Origin of the sequence: Streptomyces sp. NBC_01142 (genome assembly GCF_026341125.1) — a bacterium.
Classification (GTDB): domain Bacteria; phylum Actinomycetota; class Actinomycetes; order Streptomycetales; family Streptomycetaceae; genus Streptomyces.
The window spans coordinates 894,223-912,037 of the sequence record NZ_JAPEOR010000001.1 but is presented as its reverse complement, the minus strand read 5'-3'; the positions used below and the strand labels follow the sequence as shown (position 1 = coordinate 912,037).

Genomic DNA, 17,815 nt, shown 5'->3' with positions numbered 1-17,815 from the left:
ATGACGCAACTCGAACGGCAGCAGTGGGACGTCGTCGTGGTGGGCGCGGGCGGCGCGGGCCTGCGCGCCGCCATCGAGGCGCGCGAGCGGGGCGCCCGTACGGCAGTGATCTGCAAGTCCCTGTTCGGCAAGGCCCACACGGTGATGGCCGAAGGCGGCATCGCCGCCTCCATGGGCAATGTGAACTCCGCGGACAACTGGCAGGTGCACTTCCGCGACACCATGCGCGGCGGAAAGTTCCTCAACCAGTGGCGGATGGCCGAGCTGCACGCGCGCGAGGCACCCGAGCGGGTCTGGGAGCTGGAGACCTGGGGCGCGCTCTTCGACCGTACGGCCGACGGGCGGATCTCCCAGCGCAACTTCGGCGGGCACGAGTACCCGCGCCTGGCGCATGTCGGCGACCGGACCGGCCTGGAGCTGATCCGTACCCTCCAGCAGAAGATCGTCTCGTTGCAGCAGGAGGACAAGGAAGAATTCGGGGACTACGAAGCCCGGTTGAAGGTCTTCCAGGAGTGCACGGTCACCCGCGTCCTGAAGGAGCACAGCCTCAAGGACGGCGAGCGAAGCGAGATGGGGGTCTCCCCCGGCCGCAGGCTCGGGGGGAGGGTCTCGGGGGTCTTCTGTTACGAGCGGGAGTCCGGGCGCTTCTTCGTGCTGGAGGCGCCCTCGGTGGTTCTGTCCACCGGCGGGATCGGCAAGTCCTTCAAAGTGACGTCGAACTCCTGGGAGTACACCGGAGACGGGCACGCGCTGGCGCTGCTCGCGGGCGCTCCGCTGCTCAACATGGAGTTCGTGCAGTTCCATCCGACCGGGATGGTCTGGCCACCGTCGGTGAAGGGGATCCTCGTCACGGAATCGGTGCGCGGCGACGGCGGGGTGCTGCGCAACTCCGAGGGCAAGCGGTTCATGTTCGACTACGTACCGGACGTCTTCAAGGAGAAGTACGCGCAGTCGGAGGAGGAGGGCGATCGCTGGTACGAGGACCCGGACAACAACCGGCGTCCTCCCGAGCTGCTGCCGCGCGACGAGGTGGCCCGCGCCATCAACTCCGAGGTGAAGGCGGGCCGCGGCTCCCCGCACGGCGGGGTGTTCCTGGATGTCTCCACGCGGATGCCGGCCGAGGTCATCCGGCGCCGGCTGCCGTCGATGTACCACCAGTTCAAGGAACTGGCGGATGTCGACATCACGGCGGAGGCGATGGAGGTCGGCCCGACCTGCCACTACGTGATGGGCGGCATCGCCGTCGAGTCCGACACGGCTGCGGCGGTGGGCGTTCCCGGCCTGTTCGCGGCGGGCGAGGTCGCGGGCGGAATGCACGGCTCCAACCGGCTCGGCGGTAACTCGCTGTCCGACCTGCTGGTCTTCGGTCGGCGGGCGGGACTGCACGCGGCCGAGTACGCACAGGGGCTCGCCGTGCGCCCGCCGGTGGACGAGGACCAGATCGACGCGGCCGCCGCCGAGGCACTGCGTCCGTTCAGCGCGGAGGAGCCGCAGCCGGGCGAGGAGAACGGAAAGCCGGCGGAGAATCCGTACACCCTCCACCAGGAACTCCAGCAGACGATGAACGACCTGGTCGGCATCATCCGGCGCGGACCGGAGATGGAGCAGGCCCTGGAGAAACTGGCCGGCCTGCGGATGCGGGCGCGGCGGGCCGGGGTCGAGGGCCATCGGCAGTTCAACCCCGGCTGGCACCTCGCGCTGGACCTGCGGAACATGCTGCTCGTCAGCGAGTGCATCGCGCGGGCGGCGCTGGAGCGGACGGAGAGCCGCGGCGGGCACACCCGTGAGGACTGCCCCACGATGGAGCGCGAGTGGCGGCGGGCCAACCTGCTGTGCCAACTGGCCGATTCTCCCCAGGCCTTCGGCGCGGTGGCCCCCGGCGGGCCGGCGGCCACCGATCCGGTACACGGCCAGATCGAGCTCATCCGGAAGACGACCGAGCCCATCCGTCCCGACCTGCTCGCCCTTTTCGACAAGGAGGAGCTGGTCAAGTACCTCGCCGAAGAGGAGCTCTACGAGTGAGCAGCTACACAGCGGCCTTCAAGGTCTGGCGCGGTGACACGGACGGCGGAGAGCTGGAGGACTACGCCGTCGAGGTCAATGACGGGGAGGTCGTCCTCGACATCATCCACCGCATCCAGGCCACCCAAGCCTCCGATCTCGCGGTCCGCTGGAACTGCAAGGCGGGCAAGTGCGGTTCGTGCAGCGCGGAGATCAACGGCCGACCGCGGCTGATGTGCATGACCCGCATGTCGACCCTCTCCCGCGAGGAGGCGATCACGGTGACGCCGCTGCGGGCGTTCCCGGTGGTGCGGGACCTGGTGACGGACGTGTCCTTCAACTACGCGAAGGCACGAGAGGTGCCTTCGTTCGTACCGCCGCCGGGGGTGAAGGCGGGTGACTACCGCATGCAGCAGATGGATGTGGACCGCTCACAGGAGTTCCGCAAGTGCATCGAGTGCTTTCTGTGCCAGGACACCTGTCATGTGGTGCGCGACCACGAGGAGAACAAGACCGCGTTCGCGGGCCCGCGCTTCTTGATGCGGGTGGCGGAACTGGACATGCATCCACTGGACGCCGCGGCGGAGAGCGGCCTGGACCGTAAGAAGACCGCCCAGGACGAGCACGGCCTCGGCTACTGCAACATCACCAAGTGCTGCACGGAGGTGTGTCCCGAGGGCATCAAGATCACCGACAATGCGCTGATCCCGCTGAAGGAGCGGGCGGTGGACCGGAAGTACGACCCGCTGGTGTGGCTGGGCAGCAGGATCAAGCGCCGCGCGGCCGACTAATCCCTTTCGCCCCAGCCCTTCCTGTACGCGGCCCAGTCCTCGTCCTTCGCCGCGAAGTCGACGTACAGCGCCACCCCGAACCGGTCGCGGTCCCGGTCCGTGCGCCCCAGACCCAGCCTGGTGCCGCGGACCGCCGCCGCGACCGTCTCCGCCGATTCGTGGTGGCCCAGGTCGTCCTCGTGGAAGAACGGCAGCCCCATCAGCAGATCGGTGTCCTGGGGAGTGACCTCGAGCGCGAGCGTCGTCTGCTGGGCGACGTAGCCGCCGTACATGCCCTCCAGCGGCATCCAGGTGTCGTACGACATGACGGCGATCTGGTCGACCCGTCGGGCCACCTCGCCGAAGAACTCCTGCGACCACCACTTGCCGCGGCCGGTGACCGCGCTGTTCACACGGTGGGCGGCCGGCAGCGGATCGATCTGGTGGGCGGCGACGGACAGCGGGGACTTGCGCGCCCGCGTCAGCTCGCCCAGATCGTCCAGCAGCGACAGATAATCGCGATCGCCGGAGACCAGCGGCTCCAGGTCGAAGTGGACGCCGTCGAAGCCCGCGTCCAGGATCTGCGCGGTGGAGCGCACGACGGTCGCGCGGGTGTCCGGGTCGGAGAGCTGCATTCCCTCGGGTCCCTCGCTCGCCAGTACGTCGCCGAGCCAGGCCTGGACGCGTATGCCCGGGATCTTGCGGTGGACGGCGTCGATCAGCCACCGCGCGCGCGGATAGCGGTCGGCGGGCAGGGTCCCGTCGTGCTCGAGCGGCCCGGCGTGGACGTACAGGTCCCGTATCCCCGTCCCCCGTATCCGCTCGGCGAAGGCATCGAGGTCGGCGTCCTTCTTCCGGCCGTCCACCCAGGCGTGGCCGAGCCAGATGGCATCCTGCCCGCGTGTCCGGGTGCCGTCCTGGAGGTCTCCCGCGTAATTGACGCGCAGCGCCACTGCGGCGGTGAGGGTGGGGGCGAAGAGGACGACGGCGAGGGCGAGGGCGACCCGCTTGGGCCATCTCAGGCGAGGGCTGCGCCACCGCCGTACGAGCGCACGCGTCCCCGCAGCTCCGCGCAGCGCCCCTGCGCGCTCGCGCATTCCCGTCCAGTTCCTGATCCCCATGCCACGCAAGGCTAGGTCACGGCTCGGACATCCGTCCGGTCGCGGAGGTCCAACTCCCGGCATAGCCTCCCAAATGTGACGCGAACAGCCACCCGGGCCTTCCTCGCCATGCTGGTGGCGGCGTGGTGGCTGGTCGTGCCCGCCGCCCGCGGAGCCCTGGCCGACGATCCCGTCGGTCTGTCCCGCCAGGGCCAGATCACCGACCGGGCCGGGGCTCTGGGCAACCGCGAACCGCAGGTCGCCAAGGCGCTGGACCGGCTCTACGACAACCAGCGCCTGCAGCTCTTCGTCGTGTACGTAAGGGACTTCTCCGGCCGCTCCGCACAGGCCTGGGCCAATGAGACCGCCGCGAAGAACGGCCTCGGCCGAAATGACGTCCTTCTCGCCATCGCCACCCACGACCGGCAGTACGCCTACTACGCAGACAGCGCGGACAACGCAGACAACGGCTCCCGGCTGAGCGACGCACAACTCGCGGACGTCGCCGACACCGCCATCGAGCCCCCGCTGAGGCAGAACGACTGGGCCGGAGCCGCGATCGGGGCGGCCGACGGCTACGACGCGGTGCTCGCCGGACGGCCCGTGCCGACACCTGCCATCACCCCCGGCGAGGCGGACCCGGGCGGCAGCGGAGACGGGGGCGGCAGCACCCGGACGGGAGCCGGGGACCTGGTACTGCCCATTGCGGTGATCGGCGGGGCCGGCGCGGTCGCCGCGTACACCTTCTCCAAACGCAGGAAGCGGACCGCGACCCGCACCACTCCGCAGGGCGGCCAGGAGGGCTGGGGCAGGCCGGAGCAGGAGGCACGGACGCCGCTGCCCGAACTCGACGCCCGGGCCAAGCGGACTTTGGTCGACACCGACGACGCGCTCCGCACCAGCCAGGAGGAACTCGGCTTCGCCACCGCCCAGTTCGGGGAGGAGGCGGCCAAGCCGTTCCAGGAAGCGGTCGAGCAGGCCACGAGCGAGCTGACCGCCGCGTTCCGGCTGCGCCAGCAGCTCGACGACGCCTCTCCGGAGGACGATGCGACCCGCCGCCGGATGCTGGACGAGATCGTCGCGCGGTGCACCGAGGCCAACCGGCGACTGGACGCGGAATCCCAGGACTTCGACCGGCTGCGGGCGCTGGAGCGGAACGCACCGCAGGCGCTCGCCGTCGCCGAAGCCGGCTACGACGACCTCGACGGCCGCGTCCTCACGGCGGAGGCCACGCTCGGCATGCTGCGTGAGCGGTACGCCCCGTCCGCCTCCGCGCCCGTCGTGAGCAACGTCGAGCAGGCCAAGGAGCGGCTTGTCTTCACCGCGGCCGGCCTGGAAAGGGCCCGCCAGGCGGTCGACGCCTCCGACAACGGCGCGGCCGCCGTGCAGGTACGGGCTGCCGAGGGCGCTCTCACCCAGGCGGCCCGGCTCATCGAGGCCGTCGACCGGCGGGCGCAGGAGCTGGCGGAGGCGGCCGGAAAGCTGCCGGGCGCGCTCACGGAGACGGACACGGACCTGGCCGAGGCGGGCGGGCTGCTGAAGGGCACCTCGGAAGGGGTGTCGACGGCCGATCTGCAGGGGGGGATCGCCCGGGCCGAGACGGTGGTCGCGGAGGTACGCAGGGAGCAGGAAGCGGGCCCGTACGACCCGATCGACGCGCTGCGCCGGGTGGAGGAGGCGGATGCGGCGCTCGACGCGGCGCTGGTGGGGGCGCGCGAGAACGAGCAGGGGGCGCGGCGTGTCCGTGGTCTGCTCGACCGGGCGACGCTCGGTGCCCGCTCCGCCGTCGGGGCTGCTGCGGACTACATCACGACCCACCGCGGGGCGGTCGGCAGCGAGGCCAGGACCCGGCTCGCGGAAGCCCAGCGGCGGTTGGAGAGGTCGAGGGTGCTGGCGGATCCGGCAGGCCCGGGCGGTGGTGAGGCCGGCGGTCAGGCGGGTGGTCAGACCGACGGTCAGGCGGGCGGTCAGACCGACGGTCAGGCGGGCGGTCAGGCCGGCGGTCGGGCGGGTCCCGGTGCTGCGGGTGATCCGCAGGGCGCGCTGGCCGAGGCGCAGCAGGCGGACGCGCTGGCGCGGCAGGCGCAGAGCCTGGCCGAAGAAGACGTCCGGGTATACGGGAACCCATTCGGTCCGGGCGGTGTACAAGAAGCAGGAGGTGCGGGGGGCGGGCTCGGGGGCGCGGTGCTCGGCGGGATCATCCTCGGCGGACTGTTCGGTGGAGGGGGAAGGGGCGGGGGTCATGGTGGAGGTTTTTCGGGGGGTCATGGAGGGGGCTTCGGGGGTGGCGGCTTCGGCGGCGGGCCCGGCAGCTTCGGCGGCGGGGGCACCCGCGGCCGGATGGGCGGCGGCCGATTCTGACGCACTTCCCTGTTCGCGCGGCGCTCACAAGGAGAAGTTCCATGACCAAGCAGACCGTTCTCGGCCGTGTCGCCCAACTGGCGAAGGCCAATATCAACGCCCTGCTCGACCAGGCCGAGGATCCGCAGAAAATGCTGGACCAGCTGATCCGGGACTACACGAACAACATCGGCGAGGCGGAGCAGGCGGTGGCCACCACCATCGGCAATCTGCGCCTGCTGGAGCAGGACCACCAGGAGGATGTGGCCGCTGCCCAGGAGTGGGGCGGCAAGGCGCTCGCGGCCAGCAGAAAGGCCGACCAGCTGCGGGCGACGGGGCAGACCGCGGACGCCGACACGTTCGACAACCTGGCCAAGGTCGCACTCCAGCGCCAGCTCCAGTCCGAGAAGGAGGCCAAGACCGCCGAGCCGACCATCGCCTCCCAGACGGAGGTCGTGGACAAGCTCAAGAGCGGGCTCGACCAGATGAAGTCCAAGCTCACCCAGCTCCGGTCCAAGCGGGACGAGCTGGTTGCCCGGGCCAGGACCGCACAGGCGCAGAACACGATGATGGACGCGGTCAAGAACATCGACGTGCTCGATCCGACCAGCGAGCTGAGCCGGTTCGAGGACAAGGTGCGCCGGGAGGAGGCGAAGGCGATGGGCAAGGAGGAGCTGGCCGCCTCGTCACTGGACGCGCAGTTCGAGCAGCTGGACAGCCTGGGCGACGGCGCGGAGATCGAGGCACGACTGGCTGCCCTGAAGGCCGCCTCCTAGGCGGTTCCTTCGGATCTTGCCGGACTCGCCTGATCCCAAGGACACCCCCTGGCGCGGCCTGGCCCCCTGCGGCCTGCCCGTCGCCGCCGGAGCCCCGGTCAGAACATGCTGAGCAACTGCTCGACAGTGGGCTGGGCTGTCGAGTCCCCGTCGGGCAGGGCGAGTTCGAACCACACGGTCTTGCCGCGCGGGGTCCGGCGCGAACCCCAGGCCGCGCTCAGCAGCCCGACCAGCTGCAGTCCGCGGCCGCCCTCGTCGGTGTCGCGCGCCCGTCGCCTCCTCGGCTGCACCAGGCCCGCGTCCCACACCTCGCAGACGAGGGTGCGGTCGCGCAGCAGCCGCAGCCGTATCTCGCCCTCGCCGTACCGCAGCGCGTTGGTGACCAACTCGCTGACGAGCAGCTCGACCGTGTCCACGAGCGCCTCGAGGTCCCAGGACTTCAGCTGGGCACGGGCCAGTTCGCGGGCCCGGCCCACCGAGCGGGGCTCGCGCGGCAGGCGCCAGTCGCCGACCGCGTCGAGGGGCAGCCCCTGTATCCGGGCCATCAGCAGGGCGATGTCGTCCTCACCGTGCCGGGTGTCGAGGGTGTTCAGGACATGGTCACAGACGTCTTCCAGGGGGCGCACGGGATCGGTGAGAGCGGTCCGGAAGGCGCGCAGTCCCTCGTCGAGGGGGTGGTCCCGGGATTCGACGAGTCCGTCGGTGTAGAGCGCGAGGAGGGCACCCTCCGGGAGCTCGACCTCGACCTCTTCGAAGGGCTCGCCGCCCACGCCGAGCGGCATCCCCGGCGGCACGTCCAGCAGCAGCGCCTCCTCGCCCGGTTCGACCAGGACGGGGGGCAGATGGCCGGCGTTGGCGAAGGTGCAGCGCCGGGTGACCGGGTCGTAGACGGCGTAGACGCAGGTCGCGAGATAGACCTCGGAGAGGTCGGCCTCGCGGGACTTGTGGGCGACGCGCGAGGCCTGCTGGGCACCGCTGGGGGTGCCCAGGCCGCGGGCGATCTCGTCGAGCGCGGAGAGCACTTCGGCGGGTTCCAGGTCCAGCAGGGCCAAAGTCCTCACAGCCGTGCGCAGTTCGCCCATGGCGACCGCGGCCCGCAGTCCCCGCCCCATCACATCGCCCACCACCAACGCGGTGCGGTGACCGGGCAGTTCGATGACGTCGAACCAGTCGCCGCCCACCTCGGTGGCCGTATTGCCCGGAAGATAGCGGCACGCGATGTCCAGGCCGGCCGCCTCGGGGTCGCCGGGCGGCAGCAGGCTGCGCTGGAGGATCAACGCCCGCTCGTGCTCCCTGCGGTAGAGGCGGGCGTTGTCCATACAGACCGCGGCGCGGGCGGCGAGCTCGACGGCGAGCGCCCGGTCCCGTTCCCCGAAGGGCTCGCTGCCCTTCGTACGGGAGAACTGCACCAGGCCGACCACGGTGTCGTGGGCGACCATCGGCACCGCCAGCGTGGACTGGACGAAGGTGCCCTCGCCCGGGATCGACTGGACGCGGGTGGTACGCAGGGCGCTCGCGCACGGCGAGTTGAAGGGATAGCGGTGGACCTCGCCGACCGCGGTGGGGGTGGCGTCCCCCCGGCCGCAGCCGGGCGTGGTGGCCAGCGGGGCGTCGGAGACGGCGCTGGCGAAGGCGACCCGGCGCAGCTCGGCACTGCCGTCGGCCCGTCCGGGCGGGGCCTCGTCGCCCGTGAGAAGCCCTTGGTAGAGGTCCACCGAGGCGAGGTCGCAGAAGCCGGGGACGGCGACGTCGAGGAGTTCGCGGGCGGTGGTCTCCAGATCGAGCGAGTTGCCGATGCGGGCGCTCGCCTCGTTGAGGAGGGCGAGATTGCGCCGGGCGCTGGCCGCTTCGCGGGCGGCGATATGACGGCGGGTGACATCGGTGCCGACTCCGGCGACGCCGATGGGGCGGCCGGTTCCGCTGTGTACCCGGTAGAGGTTGATGGACCAGTGCCTGCGGTCCGTGCTGCCGGGCGCCGCACCGACGATCTGGAGATCGATGGCGGATTCACCGGTCTCCAGCACCCGGCGCAGCGAGGCGTTCATCCGCTCGGCCTCGGGGCGGGTGAGGTAGTCGTGGACAGTGCGTCCGCGGTGGTCGTCGGCGGTGCCCCCGAAGACGGTGGCGAAACGCTGGTTGGCCCGCTGCACCGTGAGATCCGTGCCGAAGAGCAGGAATCCAAAGGGAGATTGGCCGAATATTGCCTGCGAAGCGGCGAGATCGGTCTCGATCCTGCGCAGCGCGCGGACGTCGACGACGATGCAGAGCGCGGCCTTGTCACCGCCCTCCGTCTCGCTCGGCATCACATAGACCTCGGCTACACCGTGCGCACCGCCCTCGCCCGGCATGCGGAAGGGGACAAGGCCCGTCCACTCCTTGCCGTCGAGGATCTCGGCCACCTCGCGATGGCCGCGCGGTCGCAGCTCGGCGGGCATGAAGACCTCGACCGGGTCCTTCCCCCTGACCTGGTCGGCAGTGATGCCGAAGAGATCCACCGCACGCCGACTCCACTGATCGACCAGCCCGTCGGGGCCGATCGAGAAGGAGGCCACCCTGATGTAGTCATAGATCGAGCCAGGCGGGCTGCTCTGCCACACGACACCGCTCGCCGTCTCAGGTATCTCGCTCACGCGACCGTCCCCTCCAGCTCACCGCACCGGACCGGCCATGACCGCAGTATTCAGCACTACGGCCCGGACCGACACGGCGTTCACGATCACAGCACGGTCTCGTTCATTTTCGGCCGAGTCGGGCCCGAGCCGAGACCGGGCCGAGTCCGACGTGATCGTTGTCCCTTCCCACTTCTAACCAGAGAGAGCGAGCTCGAACCACACGGTCTTGCCGTTCCTGCCACGCCGGGTACCCCAGCGGCGCGCCGACCTGGCCACCAGTTGAAGTCCGCGTCCGCCCTCGTCGTCGGGTTCCGCGTCGCGTTCGGTGGGCGGATCCGGCAACGGATCGGAGACTTCGACCAGCAGGAAGGGGACGGTGTGGTCGGCGGCGGGACGGATCAGCCGGACCCCGATCGGGCCCGATGCGTACCGCAGCGAGTTGGTCACCAGCTCGCTGACCAGCAGGACTGTCACATCACCGATCTTCGAGTCCAGTCCCCAGGCGCGCAGGGTGTCACGCACGGCATGACGGGCGTTGCGTACGGCATCAGGCTCGGCAGGGAAGATCCACTCGGCGCACTCGCCTTCGGTGTCGATCACGCCGCTCACTTCCCAGACCGGCAGCAGACCCACGTCCATTTTCGGAGGGTTAATCAGCACATACCCGATATTCGCGGCCAGGTATCCCGGTCATCGCAGCATTGCGCGCACCGTGGCACGAACGGCGTACACGTCAGTCGCGCGCGCCGTCTTCCGCCTCTTGGCGCAGGCGTCGCGCCGCCTCCGCCACGGCGGGCCGGTCCTGGTCGAGCCAGTCGACGGCGTCCGTTTCGTGCGGGGCCAGCCAGCGCAGCGCGTCGTGATCCTCAAGCGGCCGGGGTTCTCCCGAGACCAGCCGGGCCGTCCACACCTGAAGGACATAACCGGGCTTCAGCGGCCATTCACCGGGGATGCGCTCCAGTGGCTCCGTCTCGACGCCCAGCTCTTCGCGCAGCTCACGCACCAGCGCCTGCTGGGGGCTCTCCCCCGGCTCCAGTTTGCCGCCGGGCAGCTCCCAGCGGCCGGCGAGCTCCTCGGGGGCGCTGCGGCGCGCGGCCAGCAGCCGCCCCCGGTCGTACAGCGCTCCGGCCACCACCACTACGCGAACAGGAGGTCCGGGGGTCGCCCCCCGGAAAGGCACAGTGTTCATGCGCCGGAGCATATTGCGCGCCGGACCATGGCCCGGCTAGTGCGTCGGCTGCCCGATGCGCTCCACCCAGTAGAGCTGCCGGTGCCCGCGACCGTCGAGGGTCTCCACGATCTGCTGCGCCTCGTCCCTGGTGGCGTACCTACCGACGCGATAGCGATTGCCGTTGTCGTCCTGCCGTATGACGAGCCAGGGCAGTACAGCGCCACTGTCGTTCATCGCGCCCCTCCCCAGGCCGGCCTGCATGTCTCTAAGGATCGCCAGGAAACCGCACTACGCATATGCCCGAGCGTACGCCTGACCTTTACTCAGCGGATATGGGTTTTCACAAAGAGATAGGAAAGAGGGGGCGCATCCGGCCGGATGCGCCCCTTGCTTCCCCTGTATCCGCTCACTCCATATGGATCTGTGAAATAAGGGGCATCTGAGGCATCGTGGGCACCGGCATCAGGACCGGACCGGCCGCCGGGTCCTTGCGGCAGACGTCCCCGCAGGTGGAGTCCAGTGAGCAGCACAGCGAACAGATCGGGCCCGACTGGACCGGACAGTCCGCGATGTCCGGGAGCTCGTACGCCGTCTCGCAGACCGAGCAGAGATGAGTGGCGGTGATGTCCTCGATCTCGTCCTCGGAACCCGCCCCGGAGCCTTCGGCCCGGTGATACCTCCATACCGTGTTCGGCCTGGCCAGGTAGTACTTGCCCTTCGTCGCCCAGGCGATCAACGGGCAGAGGACCAGGGCGAGTCCGGCCGCGATGAAGGTCGAGAATGCCTCGGCGTACCGGCCGAAGAGCCCGAAGAAGGCCAGAATCGATACGGTCGAGGCGATCGTCATCGCCCCGAAGCCGGCCGGGTTCACCGGGTACAGATACGCCCGCTTGAATTCGATGTACTTGGGGCTGAGCCCGATCCGCTTGTTGATGACCAGATCGGCGGTGACGGCCGCGATCCAGGCAATGCCCACGTTCGAGTAGAAGCCCAGCAGCTTGCCCAGGGCCGCGAACATGTTCATTTCCATCAGCGTCAGCGCGATGGCGAGGTTGAGGAAGATGTACCAGACGCGGCCCGGGTGCTTGTGGGTGATGCGGGAGAAGAAGTTCGACCAGGACAGCGAGCCGCTGTAGGCGTTGGTCACGTTGATCTTGACCTGCGACACAATCACGAAGAGCGCGGCGGCGGGCAGGGCGACCGAGCCGAGCCAGGGTTTGAGTGCCTCGATCTGCGGCGCGATCGGCTCCAGGGCGTGCGTCTTTCCGACCGCCTCCAGGGCGACGAAGGCCAGGAAGGCGCCGCCCAGCTGCTTGGCGGCCCCGATGATCACCCAGCCGGGCCCGGCCGCGAGCACGGCGAGGTTCCAGCGGCGTGTGTTCTCCTGCGTCCTGGCCGGCATGAACCGCAGATAGTCGGCCTGCTCGCCGATCTGCGCGATGAGAGAGAGCGCAACGCCCGTACCAAGGCCGAAGGCGATCCACGAGAAGCCGGAGCCGGCCCCTTCCGTACCGCCGAAGGAGGCGAACGCGCCCCAGGCGTCGGGGGCTTCGAAGGCCAGCACGACGAAGGGCAGCACCATGCCGATGATCCAGATCGGCTGGGTCCAGGCCTGCACCTTCGCCAGCGCACCCATCCCCCGGAAGACGATCGGGATCACGATCAGCGTGGTGATCAGATAGCCGATCTCGACGGGCAGTCCGACGGCCTGGTGCATGGCCTGCGCCATGATCGAGCCTTCGAGCGCGAAGAAGATGAAGGTGAACGAGGCGTAAATGAGGGAGGTCAGCGTCGAGCCGAAGTAGCCGAAGCCGGCGCCGCGCGTGACCAGATCCATGTCCAGGCCGTATGTGGCGCAGGCACGGGCGATCGGTATTCCGGTGAGAAAGATGATCACCGCGGCAGTGAGGATCGAGGCGAGCCCGCTGGTGAAGCCATAGGTGAAGACAATCGAGGCGCCGATCGCGAAGTCCGCGAGATAGGCGATACCGCCGAGCGCCGTCCCCGCGACCATCGAGGGCGACCAGCGGCGGAAGGAGTGGGGCGCATACCGCAGCGAGTAGTCCTCCCGGCTCTCGTCGGCGGCGAGCTTGGCGTATCTGCGCCTGGGCGGCGGCGGCTGCCCTTCGTCCGGCGTCCTGGTGACAGATGTGGCAGTTTCCGTCATCGGTGACTTCCCGTTCGTCGGTCCGTGTGCGGGGGCGGAGCGCATACGGACGGGAAGGTAGGAGCCGGACATGACAGTCCGTCGCCGCGGGCGATTGCCCGGGCGTTACGGGACGGGAGCGGGCGTTAACTCGTGATCACGGCCGTCGGACGGCCTGTCCGGCTATCGGTCGCCGGGCAGCTCCGGCCAGTCGTGCGGCAGCCGAACGGCGTGCGCAGGGAGGTCACTTGACCGGCAGGTGGTATGCGATCCGGTAGCGGTCCGCCGGGACGACCACGTCCGCCGTCTCCACCGCCCGCCCCGAGGCGTAGTACGTCCGCTCGACGACCATCACCACGTGGCCCGGCACGCCGCCCAGTGCCAGGAGCTCCTCCGCAAGCCCCGGCCGGGCGCCGACCTCCTCCAGTACGTTGTCCACGACGACATCGATGGCCGCCATTCGCTCGACGACCCCGCAGCCGCCCAGCGGGCCCTCCTCCGGCAGCATCACGGGTGTACGCCCGGTGACTTCGAGGGGCTCCCAGGAGGTGGAGAGCATCATCGCCTCGCCCGCGTCCCGGAACACATAGCGCGTACGCATCACCCGGTCGCCGAGCTGGATGCCGAGCCGGGCCGCGACCTCGGGGCTCGCCCCGTCCTGCTCGCTGCTGGACTCCCAGGTGCCCCGGGCGCCCTCCTCCGACTGCTCCTGCCGGAAGGGGTTGGCGCCGGACGGCCGGCGGTACCCGGAGCGGGAGACCCTGCGCGGGACGGGACGCTCGCGCACATACGTACCGGAGCCGGAACGGCCCTCGACCAGGCCCTCCGCCATCAGCACCTTCCGCGCTTCGAGGGCGACGGTGTCCGAGACGCCGTACTCCTCACGAATGCGGGCCTGGGACGGAAGCCGGGTGTGCGGCGGCAGTGCGCCATTGACGATCTGCTGACGGAGATCGCTCGCAACGCGCAGATAGGCGGGCTGCTCACCGAATGTCACTGGCACTCCCAACAGGTTGACAGACAGCAACAGCCTGACAACCGTGGGTTGTTGACCGCAAGCGTGGGCCAAGGTTTCACCCGAAGTGATGATTTGCCGGTACGCAGGGGTTTACCTCGCGCATGACCGCCATTCCCTGCCACCCTCACCCCAACTCCTGATGCAGCCCTTGACCCAAATGGTCCAGACCAATACGTTCCTGGTTATGCGTCGAAACTGCCGAAGATCCCTTGTCAGGGCGGCCGTTGCCGCCTGTTCCGTTGCCCTTCTCGCCACCCTCGCGCCCAGCGCCTCCGCCCACGGGGACGACGGCCGCCACGGAAAGCCGTCGTACAAGCGCGTCGGCTACTTCACCCAATGGGGCGTCTACGGCCGCGACTTCCAGATCAAGGACATGGACACCAGCGGTCAGGCCGCCAAGCTCACCCACATCAACTACGCCTTCGGCAACGTGAGTTCCGAAGGCAAGTGCTTCACCGGAAGTGTCCCCGGCGAGGCCGATGCCTGGGCGGACTACGCGCGCCCGCTGGAGGCCGCCGACTCGGTGGACGGCGTCGCCGACACCGCCGATCAGCCGCTCGCCGGCAACTTCAACCAGCTGCGCGAGCTCAAGGCCAAGCACCGGGGCCTCAAGGTGCTCATCTCCCTGGGCGGCTGGAGCTGGTCCACACACTTCTCGGACGCGGCCCGCACCCCCGCCTCCCGCAAGGCCTTCGTCTCCTCCTGCATCGACCTCTACATCAAGGGCAATCTGCCGGTCGAGGGAGCCCGCGGCGGGGTGGGCGCTGCGGCGGGGCTCTTCGACGGCATCGATCTCGACTGGGAGTGGCCGGGCTCGGCCGGCGACACGGACACGGTCTTCCGGCCGGAGGACAAGAAGAACTTCACCGCGCTGGTACGGGAGTTCCGTACGCAGCTCGACGCGTACGGAAAGTCGCTGCCGGACAGGCCGAGTACATCAAGTACGCCAAATACACCGGGTACGCCAGGTACGCCAGATACGCAGACCGAGTCGCACAAGCCGCAGCACAAGCACTACGAGCTGACGGCCTTCGTCCCGACGGCTCCGGCGAAGATCGACGCGGGCTTCGAGGTTGGCAAGATCATGCGTGATCTGGACTTCGTGAACCTCCAGGGCTACGACTTCCATGTCGCGGGCGAGAAGACCACTGCCCAGCAGTCCGCGCTCTACGCCCGCGGCGACTTCAGCGTCGACCAGACCGTCCGCGACTGGCTGCGGCGCGGCGCCCCCGCCCGCAAACTGGTGATGGGCATGCCCTTCTACGGTCAGGGCTGGACGGGCGTCACCGGCGGCGGCGACGGCCTCGACCAGCCGGCCACGGCGCCCGCTCCGGCGACCTGGGCGGCCGGGTACGAGGACTACAAGGCCCTCAAGAAGCTCGCCGACTCGGGGACGTACGCGATCCACCGGGACCGGAGGAACGGCCACGCCTGGCTCTTCGACGGCACCACCCTGTGGACGTACGACGACCCGCAGGTGCTGCGCGCCAAGACGTCGTACATCCGTGACCGGGGTCTGGGCGGCGCGATGTTCTGGTCCTTGGACGGGGACACCGCGGACGGCGAGCTGATGGCGGCGGTCGACCGCGGACTCGGCCGCCGCTAGGGGGTGCCGTTCGGATCACGCGAGCCCGGCAAGATCCAAGCGACACCCCCTGGATCGCAACGGTTCGGGGATGGGACCGGCCCCGGGCCTTCGGTGGCTCAGGGGCCGGTCCCATCCGCCGACGGGATGCCTCCGGACCGTACGGAGCCCTTGAGCTTTCCTTCCGTGACGGCGAAGGCGCAGGTCACCGAGCGGTCCCCCAGGCGCCAACTGCGTTCGCTCGGCATGTAGTAGTAGATCTCCGCGCTGTCCGGCACGGCGGAGGCGTCCGTCGCGTAGGCGTTGTTGATCTCCGTGCAGCGCTTCTCGGCCACCGGTTCGACAGCCGCCTCGCCGGGCCAGGTGTCGGACTTCTCCAGCCTGAAGGCCCCGGTGACCTCGGCGTCGTGCTCCTTGGCGCAGTCGACGACCCTGACGGACGCGGTCTCCTGCTCCAGCTCGTCGCCGGGGACGTTGAAGCAGTCGCCCTTGTGCAGGTCGAGCGTGCTGCGCGAGCGCGACGCCTCACCCATGCCCTTCCGGAAGCCGTCCCAGGCGTCGCCGATCCCGCCGGTGGCGAGTCCGACGAGCACCAGGAGGGTGCTGATCGAGGAGAGCACGATGCCCGCGACCGCCATGCCCTTGCCGCGGTCGCCCTTCCTCTTGATCTGCGAGAGGGCTATCAGTCCGAGCACCAGCCCGAGCGGCGGCAGACAGCACACGATGCCGAGTACGAGAGAGGCGACGGACAGGCCGTTCACGGACGGTCTGCGGGCGTACTGCGGATACGGCTGCCAGCTCTGGGCGGATGGGTGCACGGGTACGTTGCTCCTCGTCGGGATCACACGAACAGGCGTGCGGATCATATGTGTAGCGCGACGGAGGACGGAATGCAGCCGGCAGCAGCTGCGGTACGGGCCGTGAACCACCTGACGGCACAGTGGGCTCGGCAGGACGAGCGGCCGGGCGGCACGGTCTTCTCGGCGGCCGGGGTCTGGCCACTGCTCGCTCTCCTCGCGGACGGCGCGGGCGGCGCGGCCCGCCGCGAACTGGGGGAGGCGGTGGGCCTGCCCGCGGCCGAAGCCGCCGGAGCGGCCCGGGGGCTGCTGGCCGCGCTCGGTGCGATGCGGGGCGTGGACGCGGCACTGGGCCTGTGGACGAAGAAGTCACTGCCGCTGCACGAGAAGTGGGCCGCCGCGCTGCCGCCGGGCGCGCATGCGCGGCTCTCCGGCGACGAGGACACCGACCGCGCGGCGCTGGACGCCTGGGCCGCGGAGCGGACGGGCGGGCAGATCGAAGCGCTGCCGGTTGTCCTCGACGACGAGACGGAACTGGTGCTGGCGAGTGCGCTGGCGCTGCGTACGGAGTGGTTCCGGCCCTTCACCGAAGGCGTGATGTGTGCGGGGCCGGGGCCCTGGGCCGCACGCGAGCTGAGCTCGCTGATGCGCACCACCTCACTGCTCGACCGAGTCGGCGTGGCCGACACCCCCACCGGTGCGGTAACGGTGGCCAAGGTGCTCGGCAACACCGGCATCGATGTCCATCTGCTGCTCGGGGAGCCGGAGTCGGCGCCGGCGAGCGTCCTCGCCACCGGTATCGACGTCCTCGCGGGCCGGTACACGGCGGTCCCGGCCGACCGGCTCCCGTACGGCGCGGTGGGCCCGGGCCTGACCAAGAGCGTCGTCCGCGCGCTGTTCCCCACCCCGCCGCGGCTCCACCTCACGACCTCGCCCTTCTCGCTGACCGCCGACCACGATCTGCTGGAACGGGACCGGCTCTTCGGCCTGGCCGCTGCCAGAGACCGGAGCCACGGTCACTTCCCCGGCGTCAGCCCTGAGCCACTGGCGATCCGGTCCGCACGCCAGTCGTCCACGGCGACGTTCGGCGCGCTCGGATTCCGGGCGGCAAGCGTGACGGCGCTGGGGGCCGCGGGCGCAGGGGTACCGGAGTTCCGGTACCGGGCCGTCGAGGTGGACGCCGTGTTCGACCGGCCCTTCGGCTTCCTCGCCGTGCACAGGACTTCACGACTGGTTCTGACAGCAGGCTGGGTCGCCGAGCCGACGCCGTACCGGGACGAGGACTGATGACCGTTGTTCTGGAGGGGCTCGCGGTCAATCCGGCCGCGCCTGTCGAGGTACTGCTGTGCACAGCGTGGACCGGACGGCGTCGTGCTCCGGCTCCAGCAGCCTCTCGCCTGCTCGGCTGACAGCGCAAGAAGGGAGAACAGGAACGGTGAACGAGAACGGTGAACGAGAACGGTGAAGGGGACGGCCGCCGAGGCGGCCGCCCCCTCCCA

General features: G+C 69.9%; 14 protein-coding genes. 6 read left to right on the top strand and 8 right to left on the bottom strand.

Annotated features, from left to right (window positions below):
- Positions 1-2,022 carry a fumarate reductase/succinate dehydrogenase flavoprotein subunit gene (locus OG883_RS04385; protein ID WP_266535243.1) on the top strand — a complete coding sequence of 674 codons (2,022 nt, stop codon included), beginning with the start codon at positions 1-3 and terminating at the stop codon, positions 2,020-2,022.
- A complete protein-coding gene (locus OG883_RS04380) occupies positions 2,019-2,792 on the top strand; it encodes a succinate dehydrogenase/fumarate reductase iron-sulfur subunit (RefSeq protein ID WP_266535236.1) in 774 nt (257 codons plus the stop codon). The genes OG883_RS04385 and OG883_RS04380 overlap by 4 nt, the downstream gene beginning before the upstream one ends.
- Here the strand turns inward: OG883_RS04380 and OG883_RS04375 are convergent.
- Positions 2,789-3,868 (bottom strand): hypothetical protein, encoded by a 1,080-nt coding sequence (locus OG883_RS04375; protein ID WP_266541224.1) that lies wholly within the window; start codon positions 3,866-3,868, stop codon positions 2,789-2,791. The two genes, OG883_RS04380 and OG883_RS04375, sit on opposite strands and share 4 nt — an antisense overlap.
- Positions 3,869-4,000: 132 nt before the next feature.
- Between OG883_RS04375 and OG883_RS04370 the strand changes: the two genes are divergently transcribed.
- Both OG883_RS04370 and OG883_RS04365 read left to right on the top strand, forming a co-directional pair.
- Positions 4,001-6,232: a TPM domain-containing protein gene (locus tag OG883_RS04370; protein WP_266541222.1), complete on the top strand. Its 2,232-nt coding sequence runs from the start codon at positions 4,001-4,003 to the stop codon at positions 6,230-6,232.
- Between the two features lie 41 nt (positions 6,233-6,273).
- Positions 6,274-6,987: a PspA/IM30 family protein gene (locus OG883_RS04365; RefSeq protein WP_266535233.1), complete on the top strand. Its 714-nt coding sequence runs from the start codon at positions 6,274-6,276 to the stop codon at positions 6,985-6,987.
- Positions 6,988-7,085: 98 nt separating this feature from the next.
- Here the strand turns inward: OG883_RS04365 and OG883_RS04360 are convergent, their stop codons facing one another.
- The 6 genes from OG883_RS04360 to OG883_RS04335 form a co-directional block, all read right to left on the bottom strand.
- The gene (locus tag OG883_RS04360; protein WP_266535230.1) at positions 7,086-9,617 is read right to left on the bottom strand and encodes a SpoIIE family protein phosphatase; all 2,532 of its coding nucleotides are present in this window, start codon (positions 9,615-9,617) and stop codon (positions 7,086-7,088) included.
- Positions 9,618-9,791: 174 nt separating this feature from the next.
- A complete protein-coding gene (locus OG883_RS04355) occupies positions 9,792-10,208 on the bottom strand; it encodes an ATP-binding protein (protein WP_266541220.1) in 417 nt (138 codons plus the stop codon).
- Between the two features lie 124 nt (positions 10,209-10,332).
- Positions 10,333-10,788: a (deoxy)nucleoside triphosphate pyrophosphohydrolase gene (locus tag OG883_RS04350; RefSeq protein ID WP_266535228.1), complete on the bottom strand. Its 456-nt coding sequence runs from the start codon at positions 10,786-10,788 to the stop codon at positions 10,333-10,335.
- A gap of 36 nt (positions 10,789-10,824) precedes the next feature.
- The gene (locus OG883_RS04345; RefSeq protein ID WP_266535225.1) at positions 10,825-11,004 is read right to left on the bottom strand and encodes an SPOR domain-containing protein; all 180 of its coding nucleotides are present in this window, start codon (positions 11,002-11,004) and stop codon (positions 10,825-10,827) included.
- Positions 11,005-11,176: 172 nt separating this feature from the next.
- On the bottom strand, positions 11,177-12,937 hold the full coding sequence (locus OG883_RS04340) for a cytosine permease (protein WP_266535222.1): 1,761 nt from the start codon (positions 12,935-12,937) through the stop codon (positions 11,177-11,179).
- 223 nt (positions 12,938-13,160) lie between these two features.
- Positions 13,161-13,913, bottom strand: coding sequence for a GntR family transcriptional regulator (locus OG883_RS04335; RefSeq protein ID WP_266541218.1), 753 nt, complete (start codon positions 13,911-13,913; stop codon positions 13,161-13,163).
- 205 nt (positions 13,914-14,118) lie between these two features.
- Between OG883_RS04335 and OG883_RS04330 the strand changes: the two genes are divergently transcribed.
- Positions 14,119-15,540 (top strand): glycoside hydrolase family 18 protein, encoded by a 1,422-nt coding sequence (locus tag OG883_RS04330; RefSeq protein WP_266535219.1) that lies wholly within the window; start codon positions 14,119-14,121, stop codon positions 15,538-15,540.
- A gap of 98 nt (positions 15,541-15,638) precedes the next feature.
- On the opposite strand, the gene OG883_RS04325 is transcribed toward OG883_RS04330, so the two are convergent.
- The gene (locus tag OG883_RS04325) at positions 15,639-16,337 is read right to left on the bottom strand and encodes a DUF4190 domain-containing protein (protein ID WP_266535216.1); all 699 of its coding nucleotides are present in this window, start codon (positions 16,335-16,337) and stop codon (positions 15,639-15,641) included.
- A gap of 72 nt (positions 16,338-16,409) precedes the next feature.
- On the opposite strand from OG883_RS04325, the gene OG883_RS04320 reads away from it, so the two are divergent.
- Positions 16,410-17,603, top strand: a complete 1,194-nt coding sequence (locus OG883_RS04320) for a serpin family protein (protein ID WP_266535214.1) — start codon at positions 16,410-16,412, stop codon at positions 17,601-17,603.
- Positions 17,604-17,815: the final 212 nt, after the last annotated feature.

What these genes read in the sequence shown, in the direction of transcription:
- OG883_RS04385 (WP_266535243.1), top strand. Translation starts at nt 1, where the DNA reads ATGACGCAACTCGAACGGCAGCAGTGGGACGTCGTCGTGGTGGGCGCG.
- OG883_RS04375 (WP_266541224.1), bottom strand. Translation starts at nt 3,868, where the DNA reads ATGCGCGAGCGCGCAGGGGCGCTGCGCGGAGCTGCGGGGACGCGTGCG.
- OG883_RS04370 (WP_266541222.1), top strand. Translation starts at nt 4,001, where the DNA reads ATGCTGGTGGCGGCGTGGTGGCTGGTCGTGCCCGCCGCCCGCGGAGCC.
- OG883_RS04365 (WP_266535233.1), top strand. Translation starts at nt 6,274, where the DNA reads ATGACCAAGCAGACCGTTCTCGGCCGTGTCGCCCAACTGGCGAAGGCC.
- OG883_RS04350 (WP_266535228.1), bottom strand. Translation starts at nt 10,788, where the DNA reads ATGAACACTGTGCCTTTCCGGGGGGCGACCCCCGGACCTCCTGTTCGC.
- OG883_RS04345 (WP_266535225.1), bottom strand. Translation starts at nt 11,004, where the DNA reads ATGAACGACAGTGGCGCTGTACTGCCCTGGCTCGTCATACGGCAGGAC.
- OG883_RS04340 (WP_266535222.1), bottom strand. Translation starts at nt 12,937, where the DNA reads ATGACGGAAACTGCCACATCTGTCACCAGGACGCCGGACGAAGGGCAG.
- OG883_RS04330 (WP_266535219.1), top strand. Translation starts at nt 14,119, where the DNA reads ATGCGTCGAAACTGCCGAAGATCCCTTGTCAGGGCGGCCGTTGCCGCC.
- OG883_RS04320 (WP_266535214.1), top strand. Translation starts at nt 16,410, where the DNA reads ATGCAGCCGGCAGCAGCTGCGGTACGGGCCGTGAACCACCTGACGGCA.